Below are 24,828 nucleotides of genomic sequence, written 5' to 3'. Positions count from 1 at the left end.
ATTTTGGTCGACACCTCTACTATCGGCGCCGATTCTGATTTCTTTTGCTTGTGATTGGAACTTTTTTATTTTTCATGGTCGCTGTGTCTTTGGCCGGGATTGGAGCGTTATCCCTTGTGATCGCTCAAATTACCCGGAAACTATGCAGCAATGCTCTGGACTAACCCCCAACTGTCTTTTGAGCTAAACCTTTGACTTACCTTTATTTGTAGTAGGGAGCATCAGCACATGCAACTCGGGATTATTGGACTGGGCCGCATGGGCGGCAATATTGCGCGGCGCCTGATGCTCAATGGGCACACCACCGTGGTCTACGACCGCAACGCTGCGTTCGTCGAAAATCTCAGCCAGGAAGGCGCCACTGGCGTCGCGGACCTGCCAGCGCTGGTGGCCGCCCTTGAGGCGCCAAGGGCGGTCTGGGTCATGCTGCCGGCCGGTGCGCCGACCGAAGACACCATCACCGTGCTCAGCGGCCTGCTGGAGCCGGGCGACGTGATCATCGACGGCGGTAACACGTACTACAAGGACGACATCCGCCGGGCCCACGCCCTGCTGGAGAAGGGCCTGAACTACATCGACGTCGGCACCTCCGGCGGCGTGTGGGGCCTGGAGCGCGGCTACTGCATGATGATCGGCGGTGACGCCGAAGTGGTGAAGCGCCTGGACCCGCTGTTCGACAGCCTGGCGCCGGGCATGGGCAATATCCCACGGACTCGCGACCGCAAGTCCGACGACGACCGTGCCGAACGCGGCTACATCCACGCGGGCCCCGCGGGCGCCGGGCATTTCGTCAAGATGATCCACAACGGCATCGAGTACGGCATGATGCAGGCCTTCGCCGAAGGGTTTGACATCCTCAAGACCAAATCCAGCGAAAGCCTGCCACCAGAGCAGCGTTTCGACTTGAACGTCGCCGATATCGCCGAGGTCTGGCGTCGCGGCAGCGTGGTGTCGTCCTGGTTGCTGGACCTGACCGCCGACGCCCTGGCCAGCGATCCGAAACTCGATGGCTTCTCCGGCGAGGTCGCCGACAGCGGCGAAGGGCGCTGGACCATCGAGGCCGCCATCGAGCAGGCGGTGCCGGTGCCGGTGCTCTCCAGCTCGTTGTTCGCCCGTTTCCGCTCGCGCCAGCAGAGCACCTATGGCGACAAGATGCTCTCGGCCATGCGCTTCGGCTTTGGCGGCCACGTGGAGACACCGAAAAAATGACCGCGATCGGCAGCAAATCCAAGGCAGAACCTGCACCGCCGACCACGTTGTTCCTGTTCGGCGCCCATGGCGATCTGGTCAAGCGCCTGCTGATGCCGGCGCTGTACCACTTGAGTCGTGACGGCCTGCTGGGAGATGGGCTGCGGATCGTTGGAGTTGACCATAACGCCATCAGCGATGCGGACTTCGCCAGCAAGCTGGAGGCGTTCATTCGCAGCGAAGCGGCGAGCAAAGGCGGCGACGCCGAACACGCGCTCGACCCGCAGCGCTGGGCCAGCCTGGCGCAAGGCATCAGCTACGTGCAGGGTGACTTTCTCGATGACAGCACCTATGACGCGCTGGCGGCGAAAATCGCCGCCAGCGGCACCGGCAACGCGGTCTTCTACCTGGCGACCGCGCCGCGCTTCTTCAGCGAGGTGGTCAGCCGCCTCGGTGCGGCCGGGCTGCTTCAGGAGCAGCCGGATGCGTTCCGGCGCGTGGTGATCGAAAAGCCGTTCGGCTCCGACCTGCGCACCGCTGAATCGCTGAATGCCTGCCTGCTCAAGGTCATGAGCGAAAAACAGATCTACCGGATCGACCATTACCTGGGCAAGGAAACGGTGCAGAACATTCTGGTCAGCCGTTTCTCCAACAGCCTGTTCGAGGCGTTCTGGAACAACCACTACATCGACCACGTCCAGATCACCGCGGCCGAAACCGTCGGCGTGGAAACCCGTGGCAGTTTCTATGAACGCACCGGCGCCCTGCGGGACATGGTGCCCAACCACCTGTTCCAACTGCTGGCGATGGTGGCCATGGAGCCGCCGGCGGCCTTCGGCGCGGATGCGGTGCGGGGCGAGAAGGCCAAGGTCGTGGGTGCGATCCGGCCGTGGTCGGTGGAGCAGGCCCGCGCCAACTCGGTGCGCGGCCAGTACACCGCCGGTGAACTGGGCGGTAAGGCGGTCAACGGTTATCGCGAAGAATCCAACGTGGCGGCCGACAGCACCACCGAAACCTACGTCGCCCTCAAGGTGATGATCGATAACTGGCGTTGGGTGGGCGTGCCGTTCTACCTGCGCACCGGCAAGCGCATGAGCGTGCGTGACACGGAAATCGTCATTTGCTTCAAGCCGGCGCCTTATGCGCAGTTTCGCGACACCGACGTCGACGAATTGCAACCTACGTACCTGAGAATCCAGATTCAGCCCAACGAAGGCATGTGGTTCGACCTGTTGGCCAAGCGGCCAGGCCCGGCCCTCGACATGGCAAACATAGAATTGGGCTTTGCCTACAAGGACTTCTTCGAAATGCAGCCGTCCACGGGTTACGAAACCCTGATCTACGATTGCCTGACGGGCGATCAAACGCTGTTCCAGCGTGCCGACAATATTGAAAATGGTTGGCGCGCGGTGCAGCCGTTCCTCGACGCCTGGCAGCAGGACGCGACGTTCCAGCCGTACAAGGCCGGGGAAGACGGGCCGGCCGCGGCCGATGACCTGCTGACACGCGATGGTCGCGTCTGGCACGGCCTCGGATGAGCGAGCCGTTGAAACGCCCCATCCGCTTCCTGCTCAGTGACATGGACGGCACTCTGTTGCTGCCCGACCACAGCCTCAACCAACGTACCATCGAAGCCGTGCGTTCTTTGCGCGAGGCCGGCGTGTTGTTCAGCCTCGCCACCGGTCGGCCGCCCCGGGCGATGCTGCAATACATCGAGGCCCTGGGTGTCGACCTGCCCACCGCGGCGTTCAATGGCGGCACGCTGGTGCATCCGGACGGCAGTTTCCTCGCGGTGCACTACCTGCCGCCCGAGGTAGCGCGGACCACCCTGGCGTTGTACGCCGATCAGCCTGGCATTGAGGCCTGGGTATTTGCCGACGGCGATTGGCTGGTGCGCGATGCCCACGGGCCGATGGTCCCGGTGGAAACCCGCGGCCTGGGCTATCCGCCGGTGCAGGTCGAGAGCTTCGAGCCTTACCTGGAACGCATCGACAAGATCGTCGCCACCAGCGCCAACACTGATTTGCTGGTGGAGCTGGAGGCGCGCCTGCACCCGCTGCTCAACGGCCAGGCCCAGGTGTCGCGTTCGCAGCCGATCTACCTGGACGTCACGGCGCTCAAGGCCAACAAGGGTGAAGCGTTGGCGACACTGGCCGATTTCCTCGACGTGCCGCTGGAGCAGACCGCCGCCATGGGCGATGGAGGCAACGACCCGGCGATGTTCCATCGTGCAGGCTTGTCGATTGCCATGGGGCAAGCGGAAGAAGCGATCCGGCGCCAGGCCGATGTCGTCACCGCCGCCAACACCGAAGACGGTGCGGCCTTGGCAATCGAACGCTACATCCTGCCCCGATAACCCCAAGCACGCCGGTGCGAGCCTGCTCGCGAAAAGGGTGGGTCAGTCGATGAAGAGGTTGACTGACCTACCGCCTTCGCGGGCAAGCCCGCTCCCACAGTCTTTCTTCAGTTACAGCCAGTAGGTCACTGCATACCAACCCAGCCCGCCCATTACCACGGTATAGGGCAGTGCCATCCAGACCATGCGGCCATAGGACAGGCGAATCAGCGGGGCAATTGCCGAGGTCAGCAGGAACAGGAACGCGGCCTGGCCGTTGGGGGTGGCGACGCTGGGCAGGTTGGTGCCAGTGTTGATGGCCACCGCCAGGGTTTCGAACTGTTCGCGGCTCATGTGGCCAGATATGAAGGCCTGCTTCACTTCGGTGATGTAGATGGTTGCGACGAACACGTTGTCGCTGATGGCCGATAGCAGGCCGTTGGCGATGAACAGCATGCCCGGTTGCTGGTCGGCGGGCAGGGCCAGCACCCATTGGATCAAGGGCGTGAACAGTTGCTGGTCATGAATGACCGCCACCACCGCAAAAAACACCACCAGCAGTGCAGTGAACGGCATGGCGTCCTTGAATGCATTGCCAAGGCGGTGCTCGTCGGTGATGCCGGTGAACGCAGTGATCAGCACGATCACCATCAGGCCGATCAGGCCGACTTCAGCGATGTGCAGCGCCAGTCCTACGATCAGGATCAGCGCGGCGATGCCCTGGACGATCAGCGCCGCCCTTTGGCGTGAGGTGCGCTCGCGGTTGTCCTGCTCGGCGTAGTCGGCCAGCACCGCCCGCACGTTATCCGGCAGCAATGTGCCGTAGCCGAACCGGCGCAGCTTTTCCAGCGCCACGCAGGTCACCAGCCCGGCAACCAGCACCGGCAGCGAGACCGGCGCGACCTTCACGAAAAACTCGACAAAATGCCAACCCATCTCATGGCCGATCAACAGGTTCTGCGGCTCGCCCACCAGGGTGCAGACGCCGCCCAGCGCGGTGCCGACGGCGCCATGCATCAGCAGGCTGCGCAAGAAGGCCCGGAACTGCTCGAGGTCTTCGTGGTGCAAGGTAGGCAGGGCGTGGTCTTCATCGACGCTGCTGTCCTGGCGCGGATCGTTGCCCGAGGCCACGCGGTGATACACCGAATAAAAGCCCACCGCGGCGCTGATGATCACCGCGGTGACGGTCAGGGCATCGAGAAAGGCCGACAGGAACGCCGAGAGAAAGCAGAACATCAGCGCCAGCAGCGCCTTGGAACGCACGCCCAGGAGCAGGCGTGAGAACAGGAACAGCAGCAGGTCTTTCATAAAGTAGATGCCGGCCACCATGAACATCAGTAGCAGGATGACCGGAAAGTTGTGCAGCAGTTCGTCGTACAGCGCCTTGGGCGTGGTCATGCCCAGCAGCAGAGCCTCGACCAGCAGCAGGCCACCGGGCATCAGCGGGTAGCACTTGAGGGCCATGGCGAGGGTGAAGATGAATTCCACCACCAACATCCAGCCGGCAACGATCGGACCCAGCGTCCACAGCACCACGGCGTTGAGAATCAGGAAGGTGATGATGCACGCCTTGTACCAGCGTGGGGAATGCCCCAGAAAGTTGTGCGCGAAAGCCTGAGCCATTGGACCGGACATCGGCTGCTCCTTTTAATTAGAAGCGCGCAACTTGCCGTAACACATGCGCAATATCAAGCGCAGAAGCAAATGTCCTTCAAATGCGACGGGGCTCAGGCCCAATACCGGGCCACCACCGCACGGTAGCTGCCGTTGAGTGAGTAGCCGCCCACCAGGATTCTTCCGTCGGGTTGCACCGCCAACCCGGTAGCGGTGTCCAGGCTGTAGCCCAAGCGCGTGCGAACCCAGCCGTTGCCTTCGCCGAAATCCGGGTCGAGGCTGGCGTCCGGCAAATGCCGGGCCAGTACGAAGTCGGCCTCGATACCGCCGAGGGTGGCGCCGGCGGTCAGCAGTTTTCCATCTGCCTGGACCTGGGCGGCCGTCCATTGGCTGGCGCCGCGACCGATTTCCAACAGTCGGCATTGGCCCTGGTTGCTGTGGTGATCCGGTACGCCATCGCGGCACACTTTCAAGGACAGGCTGTGCATCGGGTCGCGACTGCTGCCAAACGCCTGCAGGTCGCCGTTTGCATGTTCGACGATCTGGCTGACCATCACGCTGTGGTCCTGGGCCAGGATGGACAGGAAGCCTGCGTCGCCAAAGCCGCTGTCGAGGTTGCCGTGGGGGTCGTAGCGCGCGATCAGGCCATGCTGGGGCAGGTCGATGGCCCCGCCGACGAGGATGTGGCCATCGGCCTGGAGCGTCAGGCAGCCCAGCCAGGTGTTTTTCAGCAGGCGGCGGACCATCACAAAGCCGCGTCCGTTGAAGGTATTGTCCAGTTCGCCATCCGGTAGGAGTCGGATCAGCACGCCGACATGGTCGGACAGTTGGAAGTGATGATTGGCCAGCAGGAGTATCCGGCCATCGGCCTGCACTTGCATGTCACAGGCTTCAAGGCCGGGCACACCCGGCGGAAGCCAAGGGTCGCGCAGGCCTTGGGAAAGGTTGCCGCACAGCCGGACGATCTGTCGGCCGGCGTTGCCGAATCCAGGCACGGCGCGGCCTTGCCGATCGAACAACGCCAGGGCGGGGAGGGTGTGGTCGTTACTTTCGTAGTGCAGGCCGCAGAGCAGGATCTGTCCGTCGGGCAACTCGATCACTTTGCCTGCGGTGGCGTCGAAGCCGTTCTCGAACGAGCCGATCACGCTGCCGCCCGTCCCGAAGCCCGGATCGGTGGAGCCGTCCTGGTTGAGGCGGGCGAGCCCGAACCGGGTGCCCTGGGCGGTCTCGACCCGGGCGGCTACCAAGGCCCGACCGGCGCGGTCCAGGGTCAGCCCGGTGAGCAGGCTCGACGTACTGCCCTCGAAATGAACCCAGGCTTTGCCGTTGTCGGCAAAGCCTGGGTCAAGTTGCCCTGCGTGAGCCGCAGCCTTGGAAAACGCCAATGCGGATTGATCGGGCATGCATGCCTCTCCTTGTGCGTCGAACGCCCCGAAAGGGCGACGACGGCATGAAGGCAACATTCAAACCCTGAATGTGAAAGTGCACAACTGTCAGGTCCAGCAGATGCAGGGGCGTTTCGTGCCATAACGATGGCTTTCTGATCCAGTGCCAAGCCTGCAACCATAAATAACGCTGACTGCGAGTTATTCCGGCATGGACCAGGACTGCAACTTATAGCCTTCCTGGCTCAATTCGGCGCGGGCTTGTTTCAACAAGTTGGCCAGTTGGGCCGGGTCGGTATAGGCACTGCTTGGAATCTGGGTGCGACCGATGTGGGTATTGGTGCGGTCGATGACGGTCAGGCTGAGTTCGCCGTTACCGTCTTGTGGGGCCCAGGCCACGCACTGGAAGGGACGGAATGCGCGGTCGGCAATCAAAAGAGCTTCGTTGATACGGAGCGGGGCGTTCATGGCGTCTTCTCTTAAAAGGTGCCCAATCAAATGATGTGCCGGCGGTTGGGCGTACCGTGCGGCTGGTTACTTGTACTGATGTTCCGAACCCGGGGGCGGGTCACACAATTGTTGAATAAATTTCGATTTTCTTTCAGACCCGGCGTTGTGGCTTTTGTTTGAAAGCGTGGTGAAAGAATTAATGACGGATTCGTTAATTAGAATCGCGCTTATAACCAGTTTTGTGCCGTCTCGATAATCAATTGATACAAGGGTGTGTCAACTTCTTGCTACTGTTACATGCAGGTTTGCCAAACGACTGTTTCTAATCACATTTCCTTATTTTGGCGCCAAGGATCAGTCATGCTCGAAGCCAGTACGTCGCGTCGTCTGCTCGTGGTTGATCCCTGCGACGATTGTCATCGTCTATTGCCCGGCCTTCGGTCCATCGGCTGGGACGTGGACAGCTGTGCCCTCGAACACGCCGGCGATCGCACCTGTGATGTCGGCCTGTTGCGGTTGCAGCCGTTTCACTTGGAGCGCCCGGAAGCGGTCAAGGAATTGATCAGCCGCAGCGGCGCCGAATGGATCGCCGTGCTCAACCAGGAAGTGTTGCGCCTGCAGAACGTCGGTGACTTTGTCTGCGAATGGTTTTTTGACTTCCACACCTTGCCCTTCGACGTCTCCCGCGTGCAGGTCACCCTGGGGCGGGCGTTCGGCATGGCGCGGTTGCGTGGGCAAGGTTCGATACACATCGACCAGCCTGAACATGAATTGCTGGGTGACAGCAAACCGATCCGGGAACTGCGCAAGTTGTTGGGCAAGCTGGCGCCCACCGAGTCTCCAGTGCTGATTCGCGGCGAGAGCGGCACCGGCAAGGAGTTGGTCGCGCGCACCCTGCATTTCCAATCCCACCGACGCAACAAGCCCTTCATTGCGATCAACTGCGGGGCCATTGCGGAACACCTGATCCAGTCCGAGTTGTTCGGCCATGAGAAGGGCGCTTTCACCGGTGCGCACCAGCGCAAGATTGGGCGAATCGAGGCGGCCCATGGCGGCACCTTGTTTCTCGATGAAATTGGCGACCTGCCGCTGGAGTTGCAGGCCAACTTGCTGCGCTTCTTGCAGGAGCGGCACATCGAGCGGGTCGGTGGCAGCCAGCCCATCGCGGTGGACGTGCGGATCCTGGCGGCCACCCATGTGGACCTTGAAGCGGCCATCGGGCTCAAGCGGTTTCGCGAGGACTTGTACTATCGCTTGAACGTGTTGCAGGTGGTCATGGCACCGCTACGCGAGCGCCATGGCGACCTGGCGATGCTGGCCAGTCATTTTTCCCATTTCTATAGCCAGGAAACCGGGCGCCGGCCCCGCAGCTTCAGCGAGGATGCGTTGGTGGCGATGGGCATGCATGACTGGCCCGGCAACGTGCGGGAGTTGGCCAACCGGGTCCGGCGCGGGCTGGTGCTGGCCGAAGGGCGACAGATCGAGGCCCATGACCTCGGCCTGGCCAGCCCCCAGGGGGTGGTCGCCCCCATGGGCACCCTCGAAGACTACAAGACCCGTGCCGAGCGCCAGGCATTGAGTGACGTGCTCAATCGCCACAGCGACAACCTCAGCGTCGCGGCCAGGGTACTGGGCGTGTCCCGGCCGACGTTCTATCGGTTGCTGCACAAGCATCAGATCCGATGAATCCTCCCGGAACCTATAGGCGATAGGCAGTGGGAGCGCGCCTGCTCGCTTCCACTGGGGACACTACCTAGAAGTAATACGGAAATTTCAGGCTGAAGGTGAAGTCCGGCGCGTCGTCGGTGAGCCCGATGGACAGGTTCGGCACGATGGTCAGGTTGTCGGTGGCGGCGACGGTCATGCCGATGTTGAAGTAGCCGGCGTTGGCGTCACTGGAGACTACCGATTGCCAGTCCCCGCCGTCCTCCTTGAGCTTGCTTTTCTTCTGGATCAGGTCCGAGACCGAGAACGACATGCTCATCTTCTCGTTCAGAGCAAAGGCGATGCCGGCGCCGATCTGGAAGCTGTCGCCGATGCGCACCTTGCCCGGGGTCTTCTGGTTGACGGTGGAGCTGATGTCGTCGAACGATTCTTCAAGGTTGTGCGTATAGGACAGGCTGCCGAACAGCACCGCCGGATCGTAGGTCTTGACCAGCGAGAGGCCCGGGGTGATCGACCAGACGCCGTTGCCGGTGGGCAGGTCTTCAGGCACGAACAGGTTGGTGTTGGCCTGGGACTGGCGCAGCTTGATGCCGAACGGATCCTTGCCGGTGGGCGCCTTGACCCGCAGGGTGACCACGGCGTCGGGGCTGTTGACCGACTCGTCCATGAACTTGTAGGCGATGCCGAAGTTGACGTCACCAATAGTGGGGTCGCGGGTCACGGTTTCTTCGCTGGTTACACCGGCCGCGCCTTGATTGGCCCCACCCGACTGGTAGGTGGACTCGCGGTAGATCACCGGTACGTTGAGGTCGAACTGCCAGCGATTGTCGAAGTTGTAGCGTCCGGTGAGGTCCAGCGTCCAGGTGTCGGCCTTGATCCGGTCGAGGTTGATGTTGCCCAGGAATATCGAGTCCAGTGCCAGGAAACCATTGAGGATCAATTGCCGGGTGTCGTAGCGCGAGTAAGTCACGCCGGTCTCGAAACTGAACTTGCCGCCGCCGAAGAAGCCGCTGGCCTCGTCATAGAGGTTGGAGACGCTTTGCGCCGGTTGCGAGTCATCGGCCAGGGATTGACCGTAGCCACTGCCGCCGGCGGTCGTCGCACCGTTGCCGGCCACGCTCTGGTTGCCCTTCATGTCGGCCGGCGACTTGGCCAGGCGCTTGGGTTGTGGGGCGGCGGGCTGGTCCTCCACCTGGCGCACCCGCTGTTCGAGCACCGCCAGGGCCTTTTGCTGGACCTCGTACCGTTGCTTGAGCTCGAGAAGTTCCTGTTTCAGGGCCTCGATGTCCGCATCCGGCGCCGCGTGTAGCAAGGTTGCCGGGAACAACGTGCTCAAACACATCACAGCGCGCAACGATACGGATCGATACATGAAAATGTCGTCCCTATTTGCCCAGTGGTTGAAAGGCAGCGTAGTTCAATAACCGAGGTTACGCAGGCCACGCAATTGGGTCAGGTTGCAGTCCAGCGCTCCGGCGCTGGGGCCGTTGTTGTTCAGCACCACGTTGAGCTGGGTCATGTTGCTGACCAGGTTGCTGTTGCCCAGCAGGCGGGTGTTCTGCAACAGCCCGCCCTGGGCGACTTGTTGCAGGCTGCTGCCCTGGTTGCGACTGGCCTGGATCGCCATCTGCACGCCACTGCTGGTGGCCGTGACCGCGACGCTGCCGGCGGCGTTGCTGCCGCTGATGGTCTGGCCGCGCGTCAGCAACTGGCCCTGGGCGGGTGCCAGGGCAGGTGCCTGGCTGCTCTCCTTCACATTGATGTCGACGTTGTTGTACGCGGTGTTGCCGTCGCCGGCAGCGCGTACGCTCTGGGTCACGCCCTGGCCCGTGCCAAGGCCTGCGCCACCGGTGATGTTGCCGCTGCCCTGGTCCGGGACGCTGCCGTTGCCGGTCTGCTTGATGGTGGAGACGTAGAATTCGGGCTTGATGGTGGCGGCCTGGATCTGCATCGAACTGCTGGCGCCGATCAGGTCACCACTGGCGTTGCGCCAGGTGCTGCTCATGACGATGCCAAAGCTGATGATCCGGCCGGGCATGACATACCGGCCGCGCAGTTCGGCAAGCTCCTGATCCTTGACTTCGATGGGTTTGAATCCGGCATAGGCATGGGCCGGGACTGACGCGGCCAGGCAGGCCAGCGTCAGCCAATGTGACGTTTTCATGTACTGCTCCCGGAGCGTCCTGCTCCTTATTGTCGTTATGTTGGCGTTGGTCGGCGATTAAAAGAAGTCGCTCTGTATGAAGCCGAAATCCATCAGTTCTGCATCCCTGACCGGGTTGAACCCGTCCAGCTTGTTACGTGCCGTCAGCGGTTGCGGAGGGCTGCGCAACGCATTGGTCTTGTCGTAGCCTGGCCCGACGATGGCAAAGACGATGCCGTTCCAGCCCTTGACGAAATCTTCCTGGGCGTAGCGTTTATGGCCCAGCACCGGGTCGGCGATATAGACCCATTGCTTGTCGGCGCGCTGCAATACCACGAAGTGCTTGTAGCCGCGTATTTCCATCAGCACCACCACCGGAATGGTCACCGCTTCGAGTTTTTCGGGCGGTATCCGGTAGCCTCGGGCGCGCATCCCGATGGTTTCCACGTAGCGTTTCATGTCGAGCATGGAAAACCCCTGGGTGCGGACCAGGTTCTGGTCGGCATTGACCAGCATGCCCTTGATGACGTGTTCTTCATCGACATCCAGCCAATAGGCCTGGCGCAGTACCGTGGCCAGCGCGGCGGCACCGCAGCTGAAATCGGTTTTCTGCTCGACGATGTCGCTGAATTTGCGCTCGCGCACGCTTTGCACCGGCTTGAAGACCAACATGCCGCCAGGCAGGGCGGCCACCGGCATCTGCGCGGCCTCAGCCACGCAAGCCATGCAAAGCAGCAGGGAAAGGGCCATTGCACGCATGATCGATACGCCTGGGGAGTCGTGGAAAAAAAGCCCCGTTCGTGGACAACGCTATTGGCTCAAGGTCTTTGTGAACCCTGTGGCCAGGGAGCAAGCTCCCTCGCCACGGGCCCATTTCAAATCCCGTGAATGGCTAGCACGACCGGTTCCGGGGGCTTCATTTCATGCGCATCTACATGCAAGCCTTGCAGCCGGCGGCAATGGACAGCGAGTTGCTCTGCTGGTTACCCACGCCGGCCGACACGTTGGCGCCACCGTTACCGGAGAAGCCGTTCATGGAGTTGCTCATGGTGGCGTTGTTGATCACAGGGTTTTTCCAGCCATCGCGGGTCAACACCTGCTGGGTGTTGCTGCCGGCCAGGTCGAAGGTGCCCACGGCGCTGAACTTGAACTTGTCGTCGTCGTGGCCGCCGCCATAACCGCCGCCCTTGTTGTCCCAGCCGCCATGATTGTCGTCTTCGGCGGTGCCGCTGCCTTTTGCCTTGAACGTACCGGAGGCGCTGTAGGTGCTGGTGAGGGTGTCGGTCTTGTAGGTCCGCACGCCTTTGTTGTCCACTTCCAGGCCGGTGGAGGTCTGGTCGGCCGACGCCGAGGCTTGGGCGACGCGACCGCCGGAAACGGCGATGGCCAGGTTGTTTTTCTGTTGGTTGAAGTTGCCGGCGGTTACGTTGATGCCGATGTTGCCGGAGCCGTTGTTGCCCGCGTTGGTGAGCGAGGCATTGTTTTGGGTGGAGTTGTTCTTGACGTAGTTGTTGTTATTGACCTGGGTAGCACTGGACATGGCGACGGCCGAGCCAAAGATGAAGCTTTCGTCAGCGGTGGCCAGGGCGGCGGCATTGTCCTGCTGGTTACCGTCGCCACCTGCGACGTTGGCGCCCATGTTGCCGTTGCTGCCATTGAGCGAGTCCTTGGCGTCAGCGGTGTTGCGGGTGGCCTGGTTGGTCACCACGTTGCCGTCGCTGTTCTGCTCGTCCAGCACCGTAGCCCCAGCGCCGGCACTGATGGAGAGCATTTGATCCAGCGTCGGACCTTGTTGGCCATGGTTGCCATGGCCGTGCCCATTGCCATGTCCATTGCCGTGATTGTTATCGTTACCGCCAGCCTGCGCGGCCATGGCCATGACAGCGGCGAGAGCGAAAACCAATGGTTTGAGTGCCATTGTAGGTTTCATAGTGTTTCTCCTTGCGTGTCGTTGGTTAAGTGTCGGTACTTTCTTATGCACACTGCGCCGGGTCAGTCAGCGACCCGGATGCTCAGGGTGTTGGCCATGTGGTTCCCCACCCCGGCACTCTGGTTCACCTGAATCACCCCTCGGCTGCCGGTGAAGGCCTGGTCGCTGGTTACGACCTGGCGACTGCCGGTTGGGGCGCCAGTTGCTCCTGAGTTCGGTAGCAACGCCACGTTCTGTTGGGAAAGGGCGCTGTCATCAATGCTCTGCGGGTGGGCACTGATGCCCACTCGCATGACATTGGCCATCTGGTTGTTGGCCCCGGCGGACTGGTTGACGCCCAGCACGCCGTCGCCATGGGTGAATGCGTTGCCGCCGATACGGGCGGTGGCGTTCATGTTCGGGTTGGCCGGCGTGTCGAGACGCTGGCGTACGGTGGTGGTGGCCTGGGCGTCGGTGCCAATGGCAATGGCCCGGGTATTGGTCTGCTGGGTCTGGTCGCCGGCCGCCTGGTTGATGTTGAGGTTGCCGGTGTAGCGACTGCCGGAGTCCTGCAGATTGGCGCTGTTGACCACCGCCACGCCTGGGTCGGCAAGGGCGATGGAGGAGCCGAGCAAGGCCAGCAGGCAAAGGACGGGCTTCATCTCATTGGCCTCCCGCCAGCCGACCCAATGGGGCCAGGCCGGAGCTGAGCGAGCGGTTGATGGTGCCGGAGATCGCGCCGCCGCTGCCGCCGCCGTGACCGGCACTCATGCCGGGCATGCCGTTGGGGTTGGTCACCACGTTCAGGCCCTGCATGCCGGTGTTCGGGGTGACGGTGCCGCGGATCGACGAGCCGCTGGCGACGCTGGCGAACTCGCCATCGCTCAGCTCGGTGCTGGTGGTCACCTGATGGATTCGTTCGGATGGGTTGGCATTGACGGTGGTCGGGTAGGGGTCTTTGCCGCCATTGCGACCGATGGGAATGGGTTGCACGTCACGGCTGAGCACAATGACGCCGTTGCCTTCGGCCTGCACCGGCGGGCTGAGGGTTGCGCTGGTGGCGCAGCCGATCAACAGCAGACAGGTCAAACTTCTTTCGAAAGTCCCCACGACGGCGATTCCTTCTTCGGTGGGCTGGCCCTGGTCCAGCGTTGCGAAGTGGTGCAGAGCAGGTGTTGTGCCGTGTTTTGAAACGGCTTTGGATTCAATGGGTTGTCGTCAGCGAAGCGGCACGGCGGAGGGCAGCTGTTTCAGCGCTGAGACAATGCCCGTGTCCATCAGGCTGCGTCCCGCTGTCCCAGGGCTCTGGATCCAGCCTTTCAGCGGGGTGTTTCAGCGGCTTTACAACCCTGATGACCGTTGGATGAAGCGGCTTTGCAGGCGGGGTTGGCGTGGGGGAGGTGTTTCAGGGATGCAACACATCCGGGTGGAGCAACTGGGTTACGACGGCGAAAACCCGTTCCTGGCGTTGCGCCCAGTTGCCTTCGATCAACTGGTAGGGCTGCCCATGGCGAACCAGCCAATGCTCGATCGCCTCGAAAAAGGCCATGCGTTCGGCGAGTTCCGGCTGGCAGCGCAAGCCGTCGCCGGTCCATTCGACCTGCTCGGGGCTCAGCAGCAGGTGCAGGTCGTAATGGCGGCTCAGCAACGCCGGTTCGAGCCAGGTCGGGCAATCTCCGAACAGGGTCTGGCTCCAGAGGATGTTGCTCAGCAGGTGCGTGTCGAGGATCAGCAGCGCCGGCTGGCGGGCTCGGGCGGCGTCCTCCCAGGCCAGTTGCCCGGTGGCGATCTCGGGGATGTCGGCCAGGCAGGTGTCGCGTGGGTTCTGCTCCATGAAATGGCGGACATACTCGTCCACCCGCAGGCCGCCGAAGTGCGTCTGCAACTGCTCGGCCAGCCAGCTCTTGCCGCTGGATTCCGGGCCCGTCAGCACGACCACTTTCATGCGCGCAGCGCCGGGTCGGCACGCCATTCCCGCCAGCCTTGCACGGCCAGGAGGGTGAACAGCGCGTACAAGGCGGCGGTCAGGTACAGGCCCTTGTAGATGAACAGGGCGACGAAAATGCAGTCCAGGGCGATCCACAGCGGCCAGCATTGCACGCGTTTCTGCGCCATCCACCACTGGGCCACCAGGCTGAAACCGGTCAATGCGGCGTCGAGCCAGGGCTGCGCGGCGTCGGTCCAGTGGGCCATGGCCGCGCCCAATACCAGGCTTCCCGCCGCACCGATGCCCAGGCCTAGCCACACCGACGGCGCTTGCAGGCGCGTGACCTGACGGCCTTCATGGGCCTGCCCGGCGCGGGTCCATTGCCACCAGCCGTAGAGCTGCAGCACGGCGTAGATCACCTGCAGCAACATGTCGGAATACAACTTCACGTCGTAGAAAATCCAGCTGTACAGCAACACCATGACCAGGCCGATCGGCCAGCACCAGGGGTTCTGCTTGACGGTCAACCAGACAGCGATCACACCGAGGGCCGCGGCAAACAGTTCGAGCCCGGACATGGTGGTTCCTTGGGGAAGTGGAAGAGGGCGGCGATTGTAAACGGTATGGCGGGGGCAGCTCCAACTTCAATGCTGGAGCGTTCGCGAGCAAGCCCGCTCCCACAGGTTGATCCTTGGCGGACACAGGATTTGTGCTCACCGTAGATCCCTTGTGGGAGCGAGCTTGCTCGCGAAGACGGTCTACCGGTTAAACGCGGAACTGCGTGAGCAATCCGTTCAATTGCTCACTCAACGCCTTGAGCCGGGTGCTCGCCAGGCTCGACTGTTCGGCGGCCACGGCGGTGCTGTGGGACAGGCCGGCAGCCTGGGTGACGTTCTGGTTGATGTCTTCCACCACATGGGCCTGTTGCAAGGTCGCGCTGGCGATGGAGGCGTTCAGGCTGTTGAGGTTGCGCAGGGCCTGGCCGATCGCGTTGAGGCTGGCGCCCGCCAGGCCGGCCTGTTCGATGGTCAGTTGCGAGGCCCGGCTGCTGTCGCTGATGACCTTGACCGCGGCTTCGGAATGGTTCTGCAAGCGCTCGATCATCGCCTGGATCTCGGCCGTGGATTTCTGCGTGCGTTGCGCCAGCAGCCGCACTTCATCGGCCACCACCGCAAAACCGCGGCCCTGTTCGCCGGCGCGGGCGGCCTCGATCGCGGCGTTGAGGGCCAGCAGGTTGGTTTGCTCGGCAATCGAACGGATCACCTCCAGGACGCTGCCAATCTGGGTGCTTTCGCTGGCCAGGGTGCGGATCACCTCCACCGCCTGGTCGATGGTCTGGGACAGTCGATCGATCTGCTGCAAGCTGCCGTCGATGTTCACCTGGCCCTGCTGCGCCTGGGATTCGGCGTCGCGCATTTCGCTGGCGGCATGTTCGGCGTTCTTCGCCACGTCCTGCACGCCATAGGTGACCTGGTTGATCGCCGTGGCCACCAGTTCCATTTGCTGCGACTGCTGCTGGCTGCGTTCCTGGGCCTGTGCGGCGTCGCTGCCCAACTCGTTGGAGGATTGCCCCAGGGCACTGGCCGAGGCCTGCAACTGGCTCACCACCTGGCGCAGCTTGGCGGTAAAGGCGTTGAAGTGCCGGGCCAGTTGCGTGACTTCGTCCTGGCCGTGGGTGTCGAGGGTGCGGGTCAGGTCGCTTTCGCCGCTGGCGATGTTCGCCATGGCGTTCACCGTCTCCTGCAAGGGCCGCACGATGCTGCGCACGATCAGCGTCAACAGCACGGCCATGATCAGGGTGATCCCCAGGCCGACCAGCGACGCCTTGATCAACTGGGCGCGGAATTCCGCGGCCACGTCGTCCACGTATACCCCCGAGCCGATCACCCAGCCCCAAGGCTCGAACAGTTTGACGTAGGAAGTCTTGCCCACCGGGGCATCGGCGCCCGGCTTCGGCCAGAGGTAATCCACCATGCCCGCGCCCTTGGACTTGGCGATGGCGACCATTTCGTTGAACAGGGCAAAACCGTTCGGGTCGCGGATCGCCGAGAGGTTCTGGCCTTCGAGTTTCGGGTTGGTCGGGTGCATGACCATGACCGGCGTCAGGTCATTGATCCAGAAATAATCGGTGTCGTTGTAGCGCAGGCCGCGCACGGCGCTGAGCGCCTGTTTCTGTGCCGCTTCGCGGGTCAGCGTGCCGGCGGTTTCCAGGCCATGGTAATAGCTCAGCACGCCACTGGCGGTCTGCACCACGTGCTGGGTCTTCTGTACCTTGGCCTGGTACAGATCGTAATGGATCTGTTTGAGCATCAAGGCGCCCAACGTGAACAGCATCACGATGGCCACGACCAGGATGAGCCATAAGCGTCGGCTGATCGACACATTGCGCAAGCTATTCATACGCTGTCACTCCAGTTTTCTTATTCTTGTCAGCAACGACCGGCGGGGCTCGAGCATCCGTCGGTATCGCCTGACTTTTCTAACCCCATAACGCGGCAGCGTTATTCGGGCTTGTCTGATAGGATTTCGGCCCCGCGGCGCAAAACCTGAGCCTGAGTTGATGTTTCATTGGTTTTTTTTGAGCGGTCGCAGTTATCGTGCACCCGCTGCGGGCACCTGCCTGACACTTTAATTTTGATGAGACCCTGGCAGACAGGGCTTTTTTGGGGGATGAATGGATTTGTGGACCGCCTTTTCGGCACTGATTCTTGGCGTGGTAGAAGGCTTGACGGAGTTCCTGCCGATTTCCAGCACCGGGCACCAGATCGTGGTCGCCGACTTGCTGGTCTTTGGTGGCGAGCGCTCCATGGCGTTCAACATCATCATCCAGCTCGGCGCGATCCTGGCGGTGGTCTGGGAATTCCGGCAAAAAATCTTTGACGTCGTGCTGGGCTTGCCGACCCAGCCGAGTGCGCGTCGGTTTACCGCCAACCTGCTGATCGCCTTCTTGCCGGCGGTGGTGCTGGGCGTGTTGCTGGCCGACTGGATTCACCATTACCTGTTCAACCCGATCACGGTCGCCGCGGCGTTGGTGGTGGGCGGCCTGGTGATGCTCTGGGCCGAGAAGCGTCAGCATCGGGTGCACGCCGAAACGGTAGACGACATCACCTGGAAGGACGCCTTGAAGGTTGGCCTGGCCCAGTGCATCGCGATGATTCCCGGCACCTCCCGTTCCGGCGCCACCATCATTGGCGGGTTGCTGTTCGGCCTCTCGCGCAAGACCGCGACCGAGTTCTCGTTCTTCCTGGCAATGCCCACCATGGTCGGCGCCGCCGTCTATTCGGGCTACAAGTACCGTGAATTGTTCGTCCCGGCGGATTTTCCGGTGTTTGCCATCGGCTTCGTCACCGCGTTCATCTTCGCCATGATCGCCGTCAAGGCCTTGCTGTGTTTCATCGCCAGCCACAGCTACGCGGTGTTCGCCTGGTACCGGATTGCCTTCGGCCTGTTGATCCTGGCCACCTGGCAGTTCGGTTGGGTGGACTGGTCTGCCGCCCAGCCATGAACGATTCAGGCACCCGCAAGCGCACCGCCAATGGCGCGGTGCAGCACTGGCGGCTCAAACTGGTGGTGTTCGCGTTGCTGTGTGCCTTGCCGCTGTTCGGCTCGCTAACGCTGGCGCTGCGGGCGGAGTCGTGGGTGCCCCTGGTGGCCTATGGCGTCGTCAGCGCAGTGGCGTTCGTGCTGTATTGGCGCGACAAGCGCAAGGCTCGCGCCGATGCCTGGCGTACCCCGGAAAACGTGCTGCACGCCGTGGAACTGGCGGGCGGTTGGCCCGGTGCCCTGTTGGCCCAGCAGGTGTTCCGCCACAAGACCCGTAAGGTCTCGTTCCAGTTGGTGTTCTGGTGCATCGTGCTGTTGCACCAGGTGTTCTGGGTCGACCAGTTGTTCCTGGGCGGCCTGTTGCGGCGGTTCTGAGCGTCAGTCCATCAGCAGGCCAACCTGGACGCGCTTGGGCAATTTACTCACCACCAGTTGATGGGAGCGCCGGATCAGGCTGCGCAGTTCGTCGTCGCCCAGAGGGTAGGGCACCCCCATGATGATCCACTGGGCCCGCGCCAGGTACGGAGCGGGGTGGATGCCCGGCCGATCGCAATGGCCGAGGAACAAATCCTTGTCGACCTTGAACGCCAGAGAATCGCTGCGCAGGCCTTGCAGGGCGAACATTTTGTTGCCGGCGATGGAAAACACCCGCACGCCGCCCCATTTGTAATCTTCTCGCGCACCGGGCAAGCCCAGGCAGAACGCCGCGACATCCTCTTCGCTCAAACTCATATCATTCGTTCCCCACAAAGCTCGAAGGCTTCCACCAGATGATCGATCCACGCGCGCACTGCCGGTAGCATGCCGCGCCGATGAGGGTAGACCGCCTGGAGCCAGCCGTCCGGCGACGACCAGCCAGGCAACAGTTCGACCAGTCTGCCGTCCAGCAACTCCTGCTCGCAATACATGCTGGGCAATAAAGTGAAGCCCAGGCCGGCGAGGGTGCAGGCGCGCCGCACGATGAAATCGTCGATGCCCAGGCGCGCCTCCAGGGTCAGCTCGGCGCTTTGGCCATCGGCCTTGAGCAGGCGCATGTGCACCAGGCGATCGGCTTCCAGTGCCCCAAGCACCGGCAGCTGCTTGAGGTCCTCCGGGGTGTTGACCTGGCGTCCTTCGATCAGCGCAGGGCTGGCGACCATCAGCAGCCGCGCCTGGCGCAGTCGGCGGGTCATCAGCAGCGGGTCTTCGTCGCCGATGTCGCGCACCCGCAGCGCCACATCGATGCCCTCGCTGACCAGGTCGACCCGGCGGTTGACCAGGATCATTTCCAACTGGACCTGGGGGAATTTCGCCAGGAAGGCGCTGATCACCCCCGGCAGGATCTGGTGGGCCAGGCCGACCGGGCTCGACACCCGCAAGCGTCCACGGGGTTCGCTCGACATGCTCGCCACCGCCTCGTCGGCCATTTCAGCTTCCAGCAACATGGCCTGGCAATGGCGCAGGTAGCGTTCGCCGACCGCCGTCAGCTTTAGCTGTCGGGTGGTGCGCTGCAGCAGGCGGGCGTCGAGGCGTTCTTCCAGCTCGGCAATGCGCCGCGACAGGCGTGACTTGGGGATACCCAGGGTGCGGCCGGCGGCAGCAAAGCCGCCAGCTTCGACAACTTTGGCGAAATAGTACAAATCATTGAGGTCTTGCATGTTCGGCGCTCTATTGTCCTGCCAGTAGGACGAACTATCGCATCAATGCAGTCTTATCGACTATTGGTTTCGTCGATAGGATTGTCCTCAATTGATCGCCTGGTTGCGATCCTCACTTGGAGAGCATTCACATGAAACTGCTGCACATCGATTCGAGCATCCTGGGCGACAACTCCGCTTCCCGCCAATTGAGCCGCGAAGTGGTGCAGGCCTGGCAGGCCGCCGAGCCCGGCATTGTGGTGACCTATCGTGACCTGGCCGCCGACGCCATCAGCCATTTCTCGGCCCAGACTTTGGTTGCCGCCGGCACCAGCGCTGAACTGCGCGACGCCGCCTTGCAGCACGAAGCCGAGCTCAGTGCCACCACGCTGGCCGAATTCCAGGCCGCTGACGCGGTCGTCATCGCGGCACCGATGTACAACTTCACCATTCCGACCCAGCTCAAGGCCTGGATCGACCGCATTGCCGTGGCCGGCCAGACCTTTCGCTACACCGAAGCCGGTTTCGAAGGCCTGTGTGGTGGCAAGAAGCTGGTGATCGTTTCCACCGCGGGTGGCTTGCATGCCGGCCAGCCAAGCAGTGTGGGCCACGAGGAATACCTGAAGGTGATGTTCGGTTTCCTTGGCATCACCGACATCGATTTCGTCCGTGCCGAAGGTCTGGCCAAGGGCGATGACATGCGTAACAAGGGCATTAATGCAGCCAAGGCCCAGATCGGCGAGCAGTTCGCCGCTGCGTAAAGCTTGGGTAAAAAAGCCAAGCGTCTCGGGCAACTTCGGTAAAACTCTGTACTCTGATCGTCATGGACGGCCAGGGTGCAGAGTTTTCCTGCATCTGGCGAAGGCTTTTGGCGCAGGTTATGCACGCCAAGCTGCGAGCTACCGGGTATCTGGCCGGGTGGTGAAAGTGGAAGATGCGATGATACGTCTTGGTGCGCAATTACTGTTTTGCCTGCTCGGCAGCCTGGGTTCAGTGCAGGCCGCCCCGGCGCCGCATCCGCATTGGAGCGCCGGATTCCATGAGTTGAGCTTTCTCGATCCGCTGGACCGCCAGCCGATGCACGCCATTGCCTTCTACCCGTCTACCGCCAGGGACCAGTCCAGCCAACTGGGTGGCTACCAGATCGATGCCGCCCCGGAAGCCCAGATCGCCATTGGCCGTTTCCCACTGCTGATGCTGTCCCACGGCAATACCGGTACGCCGTTGGCCCTGCACGACTTGGCTACCTCATTGGCGCGCAAGGGCTTCGTGGTGGTGGCGGTGATTCATCCAGGGGATAACGCCCAGGACCATAGCCGGCTCGGCACTTTGAGCAACCTGTACGGGCGGCCGATCCAGATTTCCGCCGCCATTACCGCGACGCTGAACGATTCGATGCTCTCGCCGTTCGTCAATGCCGGGCAAGTGGGGGTCATCGGTTACTCGGCCGGGGGCGAGACCGCATTGATCCTGTCCGGTGCCACGCCCGACCTTAATCGCCTGCGCCGCTATTGCCAGGAGCGGCCTGACGACCGTGACGCCTGCAACACCCAGGGCGAGTTGATCGCCGACCGAGATGACCTGCAACCCGAGGCCGACCCCAGGGTTCGGGCGCTGTTGCTCATGGCGCCGTTGAGCCTGAAGTTTGGCCGGCACACCCTGGCGGACGTCCATGTGCCGGTGCTGCTCTACAGCGGTGACGGCGACAAGCTCGTGGCCTTCGACAAGAATGCCGCCGCGCTGGCGCGCAAGCTGCCTATCGCACCGGACTTCAAGACACTGGCGGGCGCTGGGCATTTCGTCTTTTTGGCGCCGTGCACCGAAGAGCAGATTGCCGCAATGCCGGCCCTGTGCACCGATGCCGATGGCGTTGACCGTAAAGACATCCACCGGACGATGATTTCCGAGGCCGGGCGCTTTTTCAGCGATGCCCTGGGCAAGCCGAGCCGAGCGGGCTTGAATACTGCCGATCAATAGCCTTTCTGTTCGGCCCGCCGACGTAGCAGCAGAGTCAGGCCGAGGCCGGTGATGGACAGCAGCGCCGCGCAGAAAAAGATCGACGAATAGCCCAGGTTCAGCGCCACCGCCCCCATCAGCGGGCCGGCAATCGCCAGCGCCAGGTCAAAGAACACCGCGTAGGCGCTCAACCCCGCGCCGCGACTGGTGTTGGGCACTTGTTTGATCGCTTCCACGCCCAGCGCCGGGTACACCAACGACAGTCCGAACCCCGCCAGCCCGGCACCCACCAGGGCGAATGCGGTGGACGGCGCCAGCCAAAGCAGCGCCAGCCCCACGGTTTCGATGCTCATGCAGGCGATGGCCGAGCTGAAGCCGCCGAAGCGGGCAATGCTGGAAATGAACAGTAACCGGGCCAGGATGAAGCAGATGCCGAAGACCGTCAGGCACCAGGCAGCGCCGGTCCAGCCGCGGCTGACATAGAACAGCGTGATGAACGTGGTGAGGGTGCCATAGCCGATCGAGGCCAGGCTCAGGCTCGCGCCGTATGGCGCAATGCGCCCGAACACCGCCCAGAAGGGCAGGCGTTCGCCGCGGATGACCGGCACAGAAGGTTTGTGGCGAATCATCAGCAGCGCCAAGCCGGCCAGCAACGACAACGCGAGCCCCAGGCTGGTGAACCCCAGCGCATCGACCATCACCACCCCCAGCGGAGCACCGATGGCGATGGCCCCGTACGAGGCGATGCCGTTCCAGGAAATCGAGCGGGCGGTATGCTCCACGCCCACCTGGCCCATGCACCAACTGATAGTGCCCACGCCAATCAGGCCCTGGGCGATGCCGAGCAGCAAGCGGGCAACAATCAGGATCACCAGGCTCACCAGCGGCAGGCTTTGCAGCAGCGTCGAGAGCAAGGTCAGCACGCCACTGAGCACAATCCCCGACAAGCCGTAGACGATCGCACGCTTGGTGCCGACGCTGTCCGACACCCGCCCGGCCATGGGCCGGCTGAGCAGGGTGGCCAGGTACTGGGAGCCGATGGTCAACCCCGCCACCACCGCGCTGAAGCCCAGCTGTTCGTGCACATACCCCGGCAACACGGCAATCGGCAGGCCGATGCAGAGGAAGGCAATGAAGGTATAGAAAACGATCGAGACGATCTGCAGGGTGATCGACAGGGAACTGGGCGAAGAAGAGGGTGTGGACATGGGGCTCGTTCGCGGGCGGCGGTAAGAGTGCTTCATCATGGCTCGGGGAACGGATAAAAGAAAGCAGGCTAACTAAATGTGCACATTGAAGGTCACCACAGATCCCTTGTGGGAGCGGGCTTGCTCGCGAAGACGGTGTGTCATTGATAAGAGTGTTGGCAGGCAGGCCGCTTTCGCGAGCAAGCCCGCTCCCACAGGGGATGTGCGGCTGAAATGAAAAAGCCCTGTCACATCGGACAGGGCTTTTCACGTGTAGCTTGCAGTTCGAGGCTGACTTAGAACATCACACCCTGGCTGCGCAGGTAGTCGTCGTAGGTGCCGCTGAAGTCGACCACGCCGTCCGCGCTCAGCTCGATGATGCGAGTGGCCAGGGACGAGACGAACTCACGGTCGTGGCTGACGAAGATCAGCGTGCCCGGGTAGTTTTCCAGCGCCAGGTTCAACGCCTCGATGGATTCCATGTCCAGGTGGTTGGTCGGTTCGTCCATCACCAGCACGTTGGGCTTTTGCAGGATCAGCTTGCCGAACAGCATGCGACCCTGTTCACCACCGGAGATGACCTTGACCGACTTGAGGATCTCGTCGTTGGAAAACAGCATGCGGCCCAGGGTGCCACGGATCATCTGCTCGCCTTGGGTCCATTGGCCCATCCAGTCGAACAGGCTGACATCGTCGGCGAAGTCATGGGCATGGTCCTGGGCGTAGTAGCCCAGTTCCGCGCTTTCGGTCCACTTCACCGAGCCGGCGTCCGGCGCCAGCTCGCCCATCAGGGTGCGCAGCAGGGTGGTCTTGCCGATGCCGTTGGGGCCGATGATCGCCACGCGCTCGCCGGCTTCGACGGTGAAGCTGAAGTTCTTGAACAGGGTCTTGCCGTCGAAGCCCTTGGACATGCGTTCGATGGTCACCGCCTGGCGGTGCAGTTTCTTGGTCTGTTCGAAGCGGATGAACGGGCTCACGCGGCTCGATGGCTTGACCTCGGCGAGCTGGATCTTGTCGATCTGCTTGGCGCGGGAGGTGGCCTGCTTGGCTTTCGAGGCGTTGGCCGAGAAGCGGCTGACGAAGGTCTGCAGCTCGGCGATCTGGGCTTTCTTCTTGGCGTTGTCCGACAGCAGCTGCTCGCGGGACTGGGTGGCCGCGATCATGTACTCGTCGTAGTTGCCCGGGAACAGGCGCAGCTCGCCGTAGTCCAGGTCGGCCATGTGGGTGCAGACGCTGTTGAGGAAGTGCCGGTCGTGGGAAATGATGATCATGGTGCTGTTACGCGCCGTGAGAATGTTTTCCAGCCAGCGAATGGTGTTGATGTCCAGGTGGTTGGTCGGTTCGTCGAGCAACAGCACTTCCGGATCGGAGAACAGCGCCTGGGCGAGCAGCACGCGCAGCTTCCAGCCCGGCGCGACTTCGGTCATCGGGCCGAAGTGTTGCTCTAATGGAATGCCCAGGCCCAGCAGCAGTTCGCCGGCACGGGATTCGGCGGTGTAGCCGTCCATTTCGGCGAACTCGGTTTCCAGCTCGGCCACGGCCATGCCGTCTTCTTCGGTCATTTCCGGCAGGGAATAGATGCGATCGCGCTCGGCCTTGACCTTCCACAGCTCTTCGTGACCCATGATCACGGTATCGATCACGGTGAATTGTTCGTAGGCGAACTGGTCCTGGCGCAGTTTACCCAGGCGCACGTTCGGCTCGAGCATGACCTGGCCGCCGGACGGCTCGAGGTCGCCACCGAGGATTTTCATGAAAGTCGACTTGCCGCAACCGTTGGCACCGATCAGGCCGTAGCGGTTGCCCGCGCCGAATTTGACAGAGACGTTTTCGAACAGCGGCTTGGCGCCGAACTGCATCGTGATGTTAGCTGTAGAGATCAAAGGTTTATCCTGCGGAACATTCAGAGT

24 protein-coding genes are annotated in these 24,828 nt (G+C 62.4%); 8 read left to right on the top strand and 16 right to left on the bottom strand.

Annotation, left to right across the window (positions count from 1 at the left end; all coding sequences use genetic code 11):
* Positions 1–228 precede the first annotated feature (228 nt).
* The 3 genes from VM99_22530 to VM99_22520 are packed head-to-tail and all read left to right on the top strand — an operon-like array spanning position 229 to position 3,544.
* The gene (locus VM99_22530) at positions 229–1,209 is read left to right on the top strand and encodes a 6-phosphogluconate dehydrogenase (GenBank protein ID AKK00709.1); all 981 of its coding nucleotides are present in this window, start codon (positions 229–231) and stop codon (positions 1,207–1,209) included.
* The gene (locus VM99_22525) at positions 1,206–2,726 is read left to right on the top strand and encodes a glucose-6-phosphate dehydrogenase (GenBank protein AKK00708.1); all 1,521 of its coding nucleotides are present in this window, start codon (positions 1,206–1,208) and stop codon (positions 2,724–2,726) included. The genes VM99_22530 and VM99_22525 overlap by 4 nt, the downstream gene beginning before the upstream one ends.
* Positions 2,723–3,544 carry a hydrolase gene (locus VM99_22520; protein AKK00707.1) on the top strand — a complete coding sequence of 274 codons (822 nt, stop codon included), beginning with the start codon at positions 2,723–2,725 and terminating at the stop codon, positions 3,542–3,544. Before VM99_22525 ends, VM99_22520 begins: the two co-directional genes overlap by 4 nt.
* Positions 3,545–3,655: 111 nt before the next feature.
* On the opposite strand, the gene nhaB is transcribed toward VM99_22520, so the two are convergent.
* The 3 genes from nhaB to VM99_22505 form a co-directional block, all read right to left on the bottom strand.
* Positions 3,656–5,158, bottom strand: coding sequence for a sodium/proton antiporter (nhaB, locus tag VM99_22515; protein ID AKK00706.1), 1,503 nt, complete (start codon positions 5,156–5,158; stop codon positions 3,656–3,658).
* A 92-nt stretch (positions 5,159–5,250) separates the two neighbouring features.
* Positions 5,251–6,540, bottom strand: coding sequence for a hypothetical protein (locus VM99_22510; GenBank protein AKK00705.1), 1,290 nt, complete (start codon positions 6,538–6,540; stop codon positions 5,251–5,253).
* 183 nt (positions 6,541–6,723) lie between these two features.
* Entirely contained in the window at positions 6,724–6,990 is a 267-nt protein-coding gene (locus VM99_22505) for a hypothetical protein (GenBank protein ID AKK00704.1), read from the bottom strand.
* Between the two features lie 342 nt (positions 6,991–7,332).
* Between VM99_22505 and VM99_22500 the strand changes: the two genes are divergently transcribed.
* Positions 7,333–8,658: a Fis family transcriptional regulator gene (locus tag VM99_22500; GenBank protein ID AKK00703.1), complete on the top strand. Its 1,326-nt coding sequence runs from the start codon at positions 7,333–7,335 to the stop codon at positions 8,656–8,658.
* 67 nt (positions 8,659–8,725) lie between these two features.
* Here the strand turns inward: VM99_22500 and VM99_22495 are convergent, their stop codons facing one another.
* The 9 genes from VM99_22495 to VM99_22455 all read right to left on the bottom strand — a co-directional run bounded on the left by VM99_22495 (position 8,726) and on the right by VM99_22455 (position 17,016).
* A complete protein-coding gene (locus VM99_22495; GenBank protein AKK00702.1) occupies positions 8,726–10,009 on the bottom strand; it encodes a hypothetical protein in 1,284 nt (427 codons plus the stop codon).
* Positions 10,010–10,054: 45 nt separating this feature from the next.
* A complete protein-coding gene (locus tag VM99_22490; GenBank protein ID AKK00701.1) occupies positions 10,055–10,801 on the bottom strand; it encodes a hypothetical protein in 747 nt (248 codons plus the stop codon).
* Positions 10,802–10,858: 57 nt separating this feature from the next.
* Positions 10,859–11,539, bottom strand: coding sequence for a peptidase C39 (locus tag VM99_22485; protein AKK00700.1), 681 nt, complete (start codon positions 11,537–11,539; stop codon positions 10,859–10,861).
* Between the two features lie 172 nt (positions 11,540–11,711).
* Positions 11,712–12,710: a heme utilization protein gene (locus tag VM99_22480; GenBank protein ID AKK00699.1), complete on the bottom strand. Its 999-nt coding sequence runs from the start codon at positions 12,708–12,710 to the stop codon at positions 11,712–11,714.
* Positions 12,711–12,772: 62 nt separating this feature from the next.
* Positions 12,773–13,351 (bottom strand): autotransporter adhesin, encoded by a 579-nt coding sequence (locus tag VM99_22475; protein ID AKK00698.1) that lies wholly within the window; start codon positions 13,349–13,351, stop codon positions 12,773–12,775.
* Position 13,352: 1 nt separating this feature from the next.
* Entirely contained in the window at positions 13,353–13,799 is a 447-nt protein-coding gene (locus VM99_22470) for a hypothetical protein (protein ID AKK00697.1), read from the bottom strand.
* Positions 13,800–14,094: 295 nt separating this feature from the next.
* Positions 14,095–14,634 (bottom strand): N-acetylglucosamine-6-sulfatase, encoded by a 540-nt coding sequence (locus VM99_22465; GenBank protein ID AKK00696.1) that lies wholly within the window; start codon positions 14,632–14,634, stop codon positions 14,095–14,097.
* Positions 14,631–15,194, bottom strand: a complete 564-nt coding sequence (locus VM99_22460) for an aminotransferase (GenBank protein ID AKK00695.1) — start codon at positions 15,192–15,194, stop codon at positions 14,631–14,633. The genes VM99_22465 and VM99_22460 overlap by 4 nt, the downstream gene beginning before the upstream one ends.
* A 187-nt stretch (positions 15,195–15,381) precedes the next feature.
* Positions 15,382–17,016 carry a chemotaxis protein gene (locus VM99_22455; protein ID AKK00694.1) on the bottom strand — a complete coding sequence of 545 codons (1,635 nt, stop codon included), beginning with the start codon at positions 17,014–17,016 and terminating at the stop codon, positions 15,382–15,384.
* A gap of 274 nt (positions 17,017–17,290) precedes the next feature.
* Between VM99_22455 and VM99_22450 the strand changes: the two genes are divergently transcribed.
* Positions 17,291–18,121, top strand: a complete 831-nt coding sequence (locus tag VM99_22450) for a UDP pyrophosphate phosphatase (GenBank protein AKK00693.1) — start codon at positions 17,291–17,293, stop codon at positions 18,119–18,121.
* A complete protein-coding gene (locus tag VM99_22445; GenBank protein AKK00692.1) occupies positions 18,118–18,534 on the top strand; it encodes a membrane protein in 417 nt (138 codons plus the stop codon). Before VM99_22450 ends, VM99_22445 begins: the two co-directional genes overlap by 4 nt.
* 3 nt (positions 18,535–18,537) lie before the next feature.
* On the opposite strand, the gene VM99_22440 is transcribed toward VM99_22445, so the two are convergent.
* A complete protein-coding gene (locus VM99_22440) occupies positions 18,538–18,891 on the bottom strand; it encodes a hypothetical protein (protein ID AKK00691.1) in 354 nt (117 codons plus the stop codon).
* Entirely contained in the window at positions 18,888–19,796 is a 909-nt protein-coding gene (locus VM99_22435; GenBank protein AKK00690.1) for a LysR family transcriptional regulator, read from the bottom strand. The genes VM99_22440 and VM99_22435 overlap by 4 nt, the downstream gene beginning before the upstream one ends.
* A gap of 131 nt (positions 19,797–19,927) precedes the next feature.
* On the opposite strand from VM99_22435, the gene VM99_22430 reads away from it, so the two are divergent.
* Together VM99_22430 and VM99_22425 are read left to right on the top strand one after the other, a co-directional pair.
* A complete protein-coding gene (locus tag VM99_22430) occupies positions 19,928–20,536 on the top strand; it encodes an FMN-dependent NADH-azoreductase (GenBank protein ID AKK00689.1) in 609 nt (202 codons plus the stop codon).
* A gap of 178 nt (positions 20,537–20,714) precedes the next feature.
* Complete coding sequence (locus tag VM99_22425; protein ID AKK00688.1) at positions 20,715–21,752, top strand: dienelactone hydrolase; 1,038 nt, start codon at positions 20,715–20,717, stop codon at positions 21,750–21,752.
* Here the strand turns inward: VM99_22425 and VM99_22420 are convergent.
* Together VM99_22420 and VM99_22415 are read right to left on the bottom strand one after the other, a co-directional pair.
* Entirely contained in the window at positions 21,746–22,939 is a 1,194-nt protein-coding gene (locus VM99_22420; GenBank protein AKK00687.1) for an MFS transporter, read from the bottom strand. The genes VM99_22425 and VM99_22420 overlap by 7 nt on opposite strands.
* Before the next feature lie 275 nt (positions 22,940–23,214).
* Positions 23,215–24,777, bottom strand: coding sequence for an ABC transporter ATP-binding protein (locus VM99_22415; protein ID AKK00686.1), 1,563 nt, complete (start codon positions 24,775–24,777; stop codon positions 23,215–23,217).
* Positions 24,778–24,828 lie beyond the last annotated feature (51 nt).

The organism is Pseudomonas chlororaphis, assembly GCA_001023535.1.
In the GTDB taxonomy this organism is placed as follows: domain Bacteria; phylum Pseudomonadota; class Gammaproteobacteria; order Pseudomonadales; family Pseudomonadaceae; genus Aquipseudomonas; species Aquipseudomonas chlororaphis_E.
The sequence above is the reverse complement of the archived record's forward strand: the minus strand, read 5'-3'. Positions and strand labels throughout refer to the sequence as shown.